At 72.4% G+C, this 9,804-nt stretch carries 9 protein-coding genes and 1 pseudogene; 7 read left to right on the forward strand and 3 right to left on the reverse strand.

Annotated elements, in window-relative coordinates; genetic code table 11:
- Positions 1-1,119 (forward strand): LAETG motif-containing sortase-dependent surface protein (locus ACFRU2_RS42035; RefSeq protein WP_382981589.1); only part of this gene is annotated, 1,119 nt, incomplete at its 5' end.
- 82 nt (positions 1,120-1,201) lie between these two features.
- Here the strand turns inward: ACFRU2_RS42035 and ACFRU2_RS42040 are convergent.
- Both ACFRU2_RS42040 and ACFRU2_RS42045 read right to left on the reverse strand, forming a co-directional pair.
- Entirely contained in the window at positions 1,202-1,672 is a 471-nt protein-coding gene (locus ACFRU2_RS42040; protein WP_382981590.1) for a GNAT family N-acetyltransferase, read from the reverse strand.
- Between the two features lie 9 nt (positions 1,673-1,681).
- Positions 1,682-2,311 carry a peroxiredoxin-like family protein gene (locus tag ACFRU2_RS42045; RefSeq protein ID WP_382981591.1) on the reverse strand — a complete coding sequence of 210 codons (630 nt, stop codon included), beginning with the start codon at positions 2,309-2,311 and terminating at the stop codon, positions 1,682-1,684.
- Positions 2,312-2,395: 84 nt separating this feature from the next.
- Between ACFRU2_RS42045 and ACFRU2_RS42050 the strand changes: the two genes are divergently transcribed.
- The 5 genes and pseudogenes from ACFRU2_RS42050 (at position 2,396) to ACFRU2_RS42070 (ending at position 6,877) form a co-directional block, all read left to right on the forward strand.
- Complete coding sequence (locus ACFRU2_RS42050; protein WP_382981592.1) at positions 2,396-3,004, forward strand: TetR/AcrR family transcriptional regulator C-terminal domain-containing protein; 609 nt, start codon at positions 2,396-2,398, stop codon at positions 3,002-3,004.
- Positions 3,005-3,041: 37 nt separating this feature from the next.
- A pseudogene (locus ACFRU2_RS42055) lies at positions 3,042-3,134 on the forward strand (phosphatase); the annotation flags it as partial.
- Positions 3,135-3,235: 101 nt separating this feature from the next.
- The gene (locus ACFRU2_RS42060) at positions 3,236-4,237 is read left to right on the forward strand and encodes a GlxA family transcriptional regulator (protein WP_382981593.1); all 1,002 of its coding nucleotides are present in this window, start codon (positions 3,236-3,238) and stop codon (positions 4,235-4,237) included.
- Positions 4,238-4,371: 134 nt separating this feature from the next.
- Complete coding sequence (locus ACFRU2_RS42065; RefSeq protein ID WP_382981594.1) at positions 4,372-5,127, forward strand: MBL fold metallo-hydrolase; 756 nt, start codon at positions 4,372-4,374, stop codon at positions 5,125-5,127.
- Positions 5,128-5,233: 106 nt separating this feature from the next.
- On the forward strand, positions 5,234-6,877 hold the full coding sequence (locus ACFRU2_RS42070; protein WP_382981595.1) for a DNA repair helicase XPB: 1,644 nt from the start codon (positions 5,234-5,236) through the stop codon (positions 6,875-6,877).
- Between the two features lie 63 nt (positions 6,878-6,940).
- Here the strand turns inward: ACFRU2_RS42070 and ACFRU2_RS42075 are convergent, their stop codons facing one another.
- Positions 6,941-7,138 (reverse strand): hypothetical protein, encoded by a 198-nt coding sequence (locus ACFRU2_RS42075; protein ID WP_382981596.1) that lies wholly within the window; start codon positions 7,136-7,138, stop codon positions 6,941-6,943.
- Between the two features lie 321 nt (positions 7,139-7,459).
- Between ACFRU2_RS42075 and ACFRU2_RS42080 the strand changes: the two genes are divergently transcribed.
- Positions 7,460-9,562, forward strand: coding sequence for a HelD family protein (locus tag ACFRU2_RS42080; protein WP_382981597.1), 2,103 nt, complete (start codon positions 7,460-7,462; stop codon positions 9,560-9,562).
- Positions 9,563-9,804: the final 242 nt, after the last annotated feature.

Genomic DNA, 9,804 nt, shown 5'->3' on the forward strand with positions numbered 1-9,804 from the left:
AGCGGCCCGCTGACCCGCGGCGGTGCGACGGAGACCTTCGAGCTGACGGTCGCCAACACCACGGACAAGGTCTCCTCCTACCACCCCTGGATGCTCCTCAACACGCCCGGCAGCACGATGACGCTCCAGCAGAGCGACGTGGTCTACAAGGTCGAAGCGGTCAACGCCCCCGCGACCGAGTCCAAGATCGGCCAGCAGGACGGCGAGTGGCAGGGCCTGTTCTACCCGGCCGGCAAGCCCGCGGACGGCTTCGAGATCCCGGCCGGCGGGAAGCTGACCTGGAAGGTCACGATGGGCCTGGGCAAGAGCTACCCGACCAACACCGGTGACTTCACGCTGCGCGCCGCGTCCTACGCCGGCGAAATCGCCGAGAACGGCGAGTCCACCCTGACCTTCAAGACCTCCCCGGCCGTCAACCCGTGGAAGCTGGAGACCTCGTTCACCAACGTGGGTGACTGCGAGGGCAGCAAGGGTTCCGACTGCCGGGAGATGGAGCTGCACTACCGGGTCAACGGCACGAACACCTTCGACTACGGCCTCGCCACCCGGGTCGAGCTGAACTTCCCGAACGCGGTCACCCCCTACCAGGCACGCGTCAAGGTCAACGGTGCGTGGAAGGACCTGGGCGAGGTCAGCAACTTCATGCTGCCGGTCATCCCGAAGGGCTTCGGAAACGCCTCCGGCGAGCACGTCGTCCGCCTCCAGATCGCCATCGGTTCGACGTCGCCCCAGAAGGCCGCCAAGGTCGGCGTGCACGCCTCGGTCGGCTACGCCGAGGGCAACGACCGCCCGTTCGCGGGCACCGAGACGACGATCGACCTCTCCCCGAAGACCGCCACGACCCCGCCCACCACGCCGGCGCCCACCTCCCCGGCCCCGACCTCCCCCGCGCCCACCACCCCCGCCCCGACCGGCTCCGCGACCACCGCTCCGGTAACCACCGCCCCGGCGGCCACCACGACCCCGGCCACGAGCAACACCCCGAAGCCCACCGGCTCCCTCGCGCACACCGGCTCGGACTCCAACACCGCCCTGTACTCCGGCCTGGCCGCCGCTCTCATCGGCCTCGGCGGAGCGGTCGCCTGGTTCGCCCGCCATCGGCGCACCGTCCGCGGCTAGTCGCCTCGTACGACGGCCCGAAGGGGCCCGGTCCACGCACCGCGTGGGCCGGGCCCCTTCGGCCTTGCTCGCCCGGCCGGGCTCACCTCGCCGCGTAGTCGATGCGCTCCGCGTCGAACGGCCAGACCTCGGCGAGCCAGCGCGCGACGGTCTCGTACACCGTCTTGTCGAACGCGGCCCGGTCGGCGCGCACCCAGGAGGTGACGTGCACGCGCTCCGGGTCCGCCTTCGCGGGGTAGATGTAGAGGCACCCGATGACCTCGCTCTCCCCTTCCACGATGCTGTACGTGAATCCGCGCCGCTCGGCGAAGTCCTTTGCGTGGCGCACCAGGTCGGCGAGGTTGGCTTCGAGGCTCATCCCCTCCTCCGGCGGCCAGTCGCCCAGGAAGCCGGGCGTCGCGCGCACGTGCTCGATGCTCCCGCTCCAGGCGGCGAGGTCCCCCTCGTTGTGCTCGGGCCCGAGGGGCTCCAGGCGGAAGCCCTCCCCGACGAGCCGGACGGGCACCTCGAACACCTCGGCCGACGGTACGAAAGTCTGCTGATCGCTGCTCATGCGGTGACCCTACGCAGGGGTTCCCGGGGCGCCCACGGAGTTTCGGGCCGCCGTCGCCAGCCGGAGCAGCTCGTCCACGGACCACTGGTCGTAGACGTGCTCCCCGTACTTGGCGGCCAGCACCCTGCCGTCCGGCCCGATCAGCAGGTCTGCGGGCAGCCCGAGCCGTCCGCCCGGCTGCCGTGGGGCGGGCAGCCGCTCCCGCCCGCGCGCCACCTCGACGGCCGACCGGGCGATCGCCCACAGCACCGGGCCCCAGGCGCGCGGGTCCAGCAGGGAGCGCGGAGAGGACTCGACGCCGAACTCCCGGTACAGCCGCTGCTTCGGATCGGCGATCACGGCGAAGGGGAAGTCGGCGGTGTGTGGGCGCAGTTCCTCCGCGGAGGAGTGGAAGAGCACGACCTCGCGGATCCCGGCGGCCTCGATCTCCGCGTGGCGCCGGACGACGGACCGCAGGTGGAGGTGGCAGACGGGGCAGCCGGCGAAGCGCCGGAACTGCAGATGGACGAGCCGATCCGGGTCGGGCACGGGGACGGCCCCGCCGGCCCCTCCCGCGATGGACTCGGCGGGCGTGCCGGGCGTGAGCGACGTGACGGGCGTGAGCAGGTGTACGGGCACCACGGAACCGGGTTCGAGCATGGGAAACCCTCCCTCGACGGGCGTAGGCGTATGCCGTATGCCTACCTCCCCAGCGTAGGCGTATGCCGTACGCTGTCAACCGTCATGCCGCGCCCCCGCTCACACACCCCGGACCAACTGGCCGCCGCCGCCCTCGCCGTCATCGACCGCGACGGGCTCCCCGGCCTCACCATGCGCGCCGTCGCCACCGAGCTCGGCACCAGCCCCATGGCCCTGTACCGCTACGTCCCGGGCCGCGAGGAACTCGAAGTGCTCGTCGTCGAACTCGTCCTCAGCCGCGTCGACACCACCCCACCGCCCCCGGGACCCTGGCACGGCCGGATCACGGTCCTGGCCCACCGCTTCCGCGACACCCTGGGCGCCCACCCGGCCGCCCTGCCGCTCTCCCTGACGCACCGGCACCGCTCGCCGAGCGGGCTGCGCTGGTCCGAAACCGTGCTCGGCGTCCTCACCGAGGCCGGCATCGAGGCCGAGGAGCGGGTGATCGCGCTGCGCGCGCTCGTCGCCTACGTGATCGGCGCCACGCAGCTGGAACACCTCGGCCCGCTGGCCGGTCCCGGAACCACCGCGATCGCCGGTCTCCCCCCGCACGAGTTCCCGTACATGTCGGCCACCGCGCGTGACGCCCGCGCGGTCACCCCGGACCGGGAGTTCGAGGGCGGCCTGCAGCTGCTCCTGCGCGGCCTGGCGTGATCCGCCGGTAGCGCATGCCGCGCCCCTCCGGTACGTCCTGTTCGACGTCGACGTCGACGTCACCCTCGTCGACGCCGTCGCCAATCAGCGCCGGGTCTGGGCGACCCGGGCCGCCCGCCACGGACTGGACCCGCACGCGTGCCTGGCCGCGCCGCCGGGCGGGCCCGGGGTGGCCGGATCTGACAGAACCTCGTCATTGCGGCCGTCGGGGCAGGGCGAAAGGATCTGCACATGCCCGCATCCGCACCGCACAGAGTCGTCATCGTGGCCTTCGCCGGTGTGGAACTGCTCGACGTCACCGGCCCGGCCGAGGTCTTCTCGGTCGCCACCCGGGTCGCCGGTACGAGCCACTCCGGCCACCCCAGTCACCCCGGCTATCTCGTCCGGATCGCCACGGCCGACGGCGGTCCGGTGACCACCTCCAGCGGCGTCCGGCTGCTGGCGGACCTGGCCCTCGACGAGGTGCGGGGCAGGGTCGACACCCTGCTCGTGGCCGGCGCCGTCGACCTGGTCGGCGACGGCGTGGAGCCCGTCGTCGACCGCGCGGTCACCGACTGGCTGCGCGAAGCGGCGCCGACGGCGCGCAGGACCGGGTCGATCTGCGCGGGAGCGCACCTGCTGGCCGCGGCGGGCCTGCTCGACGGCCTGTCCGCCACCACCCACTGGCTCACCGCCGCGCGGCTGGCGGCCGACCATCCCCGGGTCGCCGTCGACCCGGACCCGATCTTCATCCGGTCCGGGAGCGTGTGGACCTGCGCCGGTGTCACCTCGGGGCTGGACATGGCACTGGCGATGGTCGCCGAGGACCACGGCCAGGCCCTCGCCCTGGCCACCGCACGGATGATGGTCATGTACGTCAAGCGCTCCGGCGGGCAGAGCCAGTTCAGCGTTCCGCTCTCCGCCCCGGCCACATCGGGCGACCGCATCGACGACCTGCGCGTGTGGATCGCCGACCACCTCACCGAGGACCTCACCGCGGAGGCCCTGGCCGCACGGCTGCACCTGAGCGTGCGCCACTTCTCCCGGCTGTTCCGGCAGCGCACCCACGGCACTCCCGCCGCCTACGTGGAATCCGCCCGCCTCGAAGCCGCCCGCCGGCTGCTGGAGGAGAGCGACGGCAGCCTGCCGGACATCGCCGCGGCCAGCGGCCTCGGCTCCGTGGAGACCTTGCACCGCTCCTTCCAGCGCCGACTGGGGACCACGCCCGCCGAATACCGGCGCCGCTTCCGCTAGTACCCGCCTCACCCCGGCACGCCCACACCCCGACCCACACCACGCCCCACACCCCCGACCATCCGCCGGCAGCCCGGCGGATCCCCGGCATGCCCGCACGGGCAGCAGCCGTCCGTCACCTCATGGAGGACGCCATGTCCCGCACGAAGGTCATCCCCCTCCCCGTCATGGGCCGCACGGCCATCAACGCGTACCTGCTCCTGGGCCGCCGGCCCGTGATCGTCGACGCCGGGACACCCGGCAGCGGCCGGAAGATCCACGACCGGATCACCGAGCACGGAGTGGACCCCCGCGACGTGTCGCTGATCGTCATCACCCACGGGCACATCGACCACTTCGGCTCCGCCGCCGAACTGCACCGGCTCACCGGCGCGCCCGTCGCCGGCCACATCGCGGACCTCGGACCGTACCGCTCCGGCCGGGTCCGCGAGCCGTACCTGCCCACCGGCCCCATGGGCCGCGTCATGGACCGGAACAAGGAGCTGCACGTCCAGGCCGAACCCGTCGATCCCGATGTACTGATCCGCGGCGAGACCTCCCTGGAGGACTTCGGGATCGCCGCCCGCATCATGCCCACCCCCGGACACACCGCCGGATCGATCTCCGTCCTCACCGACGACGGGGACCTCGTCGCGGGCGACCTGGTCGCCAACTCCTTCATGGGCCTCGTCCCGGGCAAGCCGGCCAATCCGCCGTTCCACGACGACCCGCAGCGCAACCTCGCCAGCCTCCGCGAGATGCTCGCCCTCAACCCCACGCGACTCCACGTCGGCCACGGCTCCCCGCTGGAACCCGACCGGGTCCGCCGGTGGGCCGACCGGGAACACGAGCGCCTGCGCCGACGTGCGGCGGCCGGCCGCCTCACCACCCGCGCCGGGGAAACGGCCTGACCCCCGTGGACCCCGCACCACCTGGGGCTCTCCGAGCGCCATGTTCCTGAACATGCGGGGATGCGGCACACTGGAGGTTTGGCCAGAGTGAAACGGGGCGCTGCGCGTGAATGGTCCACTGATCGTCCAGAGCGACAAAACACTGCTCCTCGAGATCGACCACGAGCTGTCCGCGGCCGCGCGGCGCGCCATCGCGCCCTTCGCCGAGCTGGAGCGCGCTCCCGAGCACATCCACACGTACCGGATCACGCCGCTCGGGCTGTGGAACGCCCGCGCCGCCGGGCACGACGCCGAGCAGGTCGTCGACGCGCTCGTGGAGTTCTCCCGCTACCCCGTCCCGCACGCGCTGCTCGTCGACGTCGCCGAGACCATGGCCCGGTACGGCCGGCTCACCCTCTCCAAGCACCCCGTCCACGGGCTGGTCCTGACCAGCACCGACCGGCCGGTGCTGGAGGAGATCCTGCGGTCGAAGCGGATCGCCCCGCTGGTCGGCGCGCGCCTCGACGCCGACACCGTCGCCGTGCACCCCTCCGAGCGCGGACAGATCAAGCAGACCCTGCTCAAGCTGGGCTGGCCCGCGGAGGACCTCGCCGGGTACGTGGACGGCGAAGCGCACCCGATCGAGCTCGACGAGACCGGCTGGGCGCTGCGCCCCTACCAGCAGCAGGCCGTCGAGGGCTTCTGGCACGGCGGCTCCGGCGTGGTCGTGCTGCCCTGTGGCGCCGGCAAGACGCTGGTCGGCGCCGGTGCGATGGCGAAGGCCAAGGCGACCACGCTGATCCTCGTCACGAACACCGTCTCCGCCCGCCAGTGGAAGCACGAGCTGATCAAGCGGACCTCGCTGACGGAGGAGGAGATCGGCGAGTACTCCGGTACGCGCAAGGAGATCCGGCCCGTCACGATCGCCACGTACCAGGTCCTGACGACGAAGCGGAAGGGCATCTACCCGCACCTGGAGCTCTTCGACTCCCGGGACTGGGGCCTGATCCTCTACGACGAGGTGCACCTGCTGCCGGCCCCGGTCTTCAAGTTCACCGCCGACCTCCAGGCACGCCGCCGCCTCGGCCTGACCGCGACGCTGGTGCGCGAGGACGGCCGCGAGTCGGACGTCTTCTCCCTCATCGGGCCCAAGCGGTTCGACGCCCCGTGGAAGGAGATCGAGGCGCAGGGCTACATCGCGCCGGCCGACTGCGTCGAGGTACGGGTCAATCTGACCGAGTCGGAGCGGCTCGCCTACGCGACCGCCGAGACGGAGGAGAAGTACCGCTTCTGCGCGACCACCGCCACCAAGCGGAAGGTCACCGAGGCGCTCGTCGCCAAGCACGCGGGCGAGCAGACGCTGGTCATCGGTCAGTACATCGACCAGCTCGACGAGCTCGGCGAACACCTCGACGCGCCCGTCATCAAGGGCGAGACCTCCAACGCGCAGCGCGAGAAGCTCTTCAACGCCTTCCGCGAGGGCGAGATCAACGTGCTGGTCGTCTCGAAGGTCGCGAACTTCTCCATCGACCTGCCCGAGGCCACGGTCGCCATCCAGGTGTCCGGCACCTTCGGCTCCCGCCAGGAAGAGGCCCAGCGACTGGGCCGCGTGCTGCGCCCGAAGGCGGACGGCCACGAGGCGCGCTTCTACTCGGTCGTCGCGCGCGACACCATCGACCAGGACTTCGCCGCGCACCGCCAGCGCTTCCTGGCCGAACAGGGCTACGCCTACCGGATCATGGACGCCGACGAGCTGCTGGCCGACGACTGACGGACAAGACGACCGAACCCCACGAGGTCCCGTTCACCGAGCCTGCGCGCCGTGAACGGGGCCTCAGCGGCGTATGACGCCCGCGTCCGCCGCGTTGTCGGCGTACTCACCGAGGACGACGACGCTCACGGCGGTCGCCGCGAAGACCTTGGCGGCGCGCAGGACGCTGCCGGCGCTGTGGCGGGGGCGGCGGGCGTCGGAGGTGGCGGTGGCGCCGCGAGGGCGGCGACCCTGGACCGGGGTGTAGGTTGCGGTGCTCATGTATCCATGGTCGGTTTTCGACCCCCTTGTCACATCGCCCTGAGGGCTGAACCTCGGCCTCCCCGGCATCCTCCTCCCGACCCATGCCTCCCCCTACGGGCTCTGTCCGAAGGAGGACACGGCCCGAACACCCCCCGTACGGGGTCACCGGCCCGAAGGACTTCCGGCCCCCTTTATCCATTCGCGCAGCACCTCCACGCGGACTAGAATCTCCGCTCTTGCCGCCTCCCGCCGCGTCATCGGGAGCGCCGCCCGCCGCTCGGAAACCGGCGGGCCCGTCCGCCCGCATCACGCAGGTCCTCAGCAGATGGAGGCAGTTCCGTGCCCGCGCACGCCCACGTCACAGACTCCGACGCCGCATCAGCAGCCGACGCAGCCGCCACCGACCCCCTGGGCCGCGAGCGGGCCCACCTCGCCGCCTCCCGGTCCGCGCTCCGCGCGATGCGCGAGGACGTGCAGAACCTCGACATCCGCGACGTCACCGCGAACTGGGTCAACGCGATCGTCCTCCAGGCGCAGATCGACGACCGGATCAAGGCCCTCGCCGACCTCGCCCACACCCCCCTCTTCTTCGGCCGCCTCAACTACCTGCACGCGCCCGGCGCGGATCTCGCCGAGGGCGCGGAGGGCGAGCAGTTCTACATCGGCCGCCGCCACGTCCACGACGCCGGCGGCGATCCGATGGTGATCGACTGGCGCGCGCCGGTCTCCCAGCCATTCTACCGGGCCTCCAAGAACGACCCGCAGGACATCGGGCTGCGCCGCCGCTTCGGTTACACGGGCGGCGAGCTGACCGCGTACGAGGACGAGCACCTCTCCGACCCCGCCGAGGCGGCGGCCGTCAGCAAGCTGCTCCAGCAGGAGATCGAGCGCCCGCGCGTCGGCCCCATGCGCGACATCGTGGCGACGATCCAGCCCGAGCAGGACGAGATCGTCCGCTCCGGCCTCTCCGGCTCCGTCTGCGTGCAGGGCGGCCCCGGCACCGGCAAGACGGCCGTCGGCCTGCACCGCGTCGCGTACCTCCTCTACGCGCACCGCGACCGCCTCGCCCGCACCGGCACCCTGGTCATCGGGCCGAACCGTTCCTTCCTGCACTACATCGAGCAGGTGCTGCCCGCCCTCGGCGAGCTGGAGGTCAAGCAGGCCACGGTCGACGACCTGGTCGCCCGCGCGGACCTGGAGGTACGCGGCACGGACGCCGCCGAAACCGCCGTGGTCAAGGGCGACGCCCGAATGGCGGAGGTCCTGCGCCGCGCGGTCCAGTCACACGTGTCCGAGCCGGTCGAACCCCTGATGGTGGTCCGCGGATCGCGCCGCTGGCGGGTGCCCGCGTACGAGATCGCCGAGATCGTCGCCGAGCTCCAGAACCGCGACATCCGCTACGGGGCCGCCCGCGACGCCCTCCCGCAGCGGATCGCGCACGCGGTCCTCGTCCGCATGGAGCAGGCGGGCGAGGCGCCCGACGACCGGGTCCAGGACGCGGTGGCGCGCAACCCCGCCGTGAAGGCCGTGGTCAAAACGGTGTGGCCGCTGGTGGAACCGGCCAAGCTGGTCCTGCGCCTCCTCTCCGACCCGGCGTTCCTCGCGGCGCACGCGGACGGGATCCTGTCTTCCCACGAACAATCGCTGCTCATCTCCCCCAAGCCCGCGCGCAGCGCGAAGTCGGCGAAGTGGTCGGCGGCGGACCTGGTCCTCATCGACGAGGCGACGGACCTGGTGGAGCGCACGCACTCGCTCGGCCACGTCGTCATCGACGAGGCGCAGGACCTGTCCCCGATGCAGTACCGGGCGGTCGGCCGCCGCTGCACGACCGGCTCGGCGACGGTCCTCGGGGACCTCGCGCAGGGCACGACCCCCTGGGCGACGCGTAGCTGGGACGAGGCGCTGGGGCATCTGGGCAAGCCGGGTGCGGTGCTGGAGGAACTGACGGCGGGCTTCCGCGTGCCGCGCGAGGTGATCGCCTACGCCTCGCGGCTGCTGCCGGCGATCTCGCCCGGCCTGTCGCCGGTCTCCTCGGTCCGCGAGACCCCGGGCTCACTGATCGTCACCCCGGTCGACTCGCCCTCCGACCTCACCCCGGCGGTGATCGATGCCTGCCGGGCCTCGCTCGTGCACGAGGGCTCGATCGGCCTCATCGCCGCGGACGCGCGGATCCCGGAACTGGCCTCGTCCCTCCTGGCGGCGGGCCTGCCCTACCTCTCTCCCGGCGAGGAGACGACCGCGGAGTCCCGCCTGACCCTGGTGCCGGCCTCCCTGGCCAAGGGCCTGGAGTACGACTACGTGGTCCTCCACGAGCCGGCGGACGTGGTCGCGGGCGAGCCCGACGAACGCACGGGCCTGCGCCGCCTCTACGTCTGCCTCACCCGAGCCGTCTCCGGCCTCACCCTCCTCCACACCACCCCCCTCCCAGAGGCCCTGGCCTGACCCCCGGTCCTGCCCCCCGGCCGGGGTCCCTCTGCCGCCGCAGGCGGGGCGACCCTGCGGGGCGAAGTCCCCTACCCGCCCTTCCACCGTTCCCAGGGCCAGCCCTGACCCGGTCCTCAAACGCCGGACGGGCTAAAAGAAGAGGGCCCCGGGCTGCGCCCGGACCCCCTGGGGCTCCGCCCCAGACCCCGCGCCTCAAACGCCGGCGAGGCTGAGATTGTCCGGCTGGAAAGCTCGCGGGG

This window comes from Streptomyces sp. NPDC056883, from assembly GCF_042788835.1.
In the GTDB taxonomy this organism is placed as follows: Bacteria; Actinomycetota; Actinomycetes; order Streptomycetales; family Streptomycetaceae; genus Streptomyces; species Streptomyces stoeckheimensis.

Excerpts from the sequence above, each read along its gene's own strand:
- ACFRU2_RS42050 (WP_382981592.1), top strand. The coding sequence starts at position 2,396 with ATGCCGCGCCCCCGCTCACACACCCCGGACCAACTGGCCGCCGCCGCC.
- ACFRU2_RS42040 (WP_382981590.1), bottom strand. The coding sequence starts at position 1,672 with ATGAGCAGCGATCAGCAGACTTTCGTACCGTCGGCCGAGGTGTTCGAG.
- ACFRU2_RS42060 (WP_382981593.1), top strand. The coding sequence starts at position 3,236 with ATGCCCGCATCCGCACCGCACAGAGTCGTCATCGTGGCCTTCGCCGGT.
- ACFRU2_RS42065 (WP_382981594.1), top strand. The coding sequence starts at position 4,372 with ATGTCCCGCACGAAGGTCATCCCCCTCCCCGTCATGGGCCGCACGGCC.
- ACFRU2_RS42075 (WP_382981596.1), bottom strand. The coding sequence starts at position 7,138 with ATGAGCACCGCAACCTACACCCCGGTCCAGGGTCGCCGCCCTCGCGGC.
- ACFRU2_RS42045 (WP_382981591.1), bottom strand. The coding sequence starts at position 2,311 with ATGCTCGAACCCGGTTCCGTGGTGCCCGTACACCTGCTCACGCCCGTC.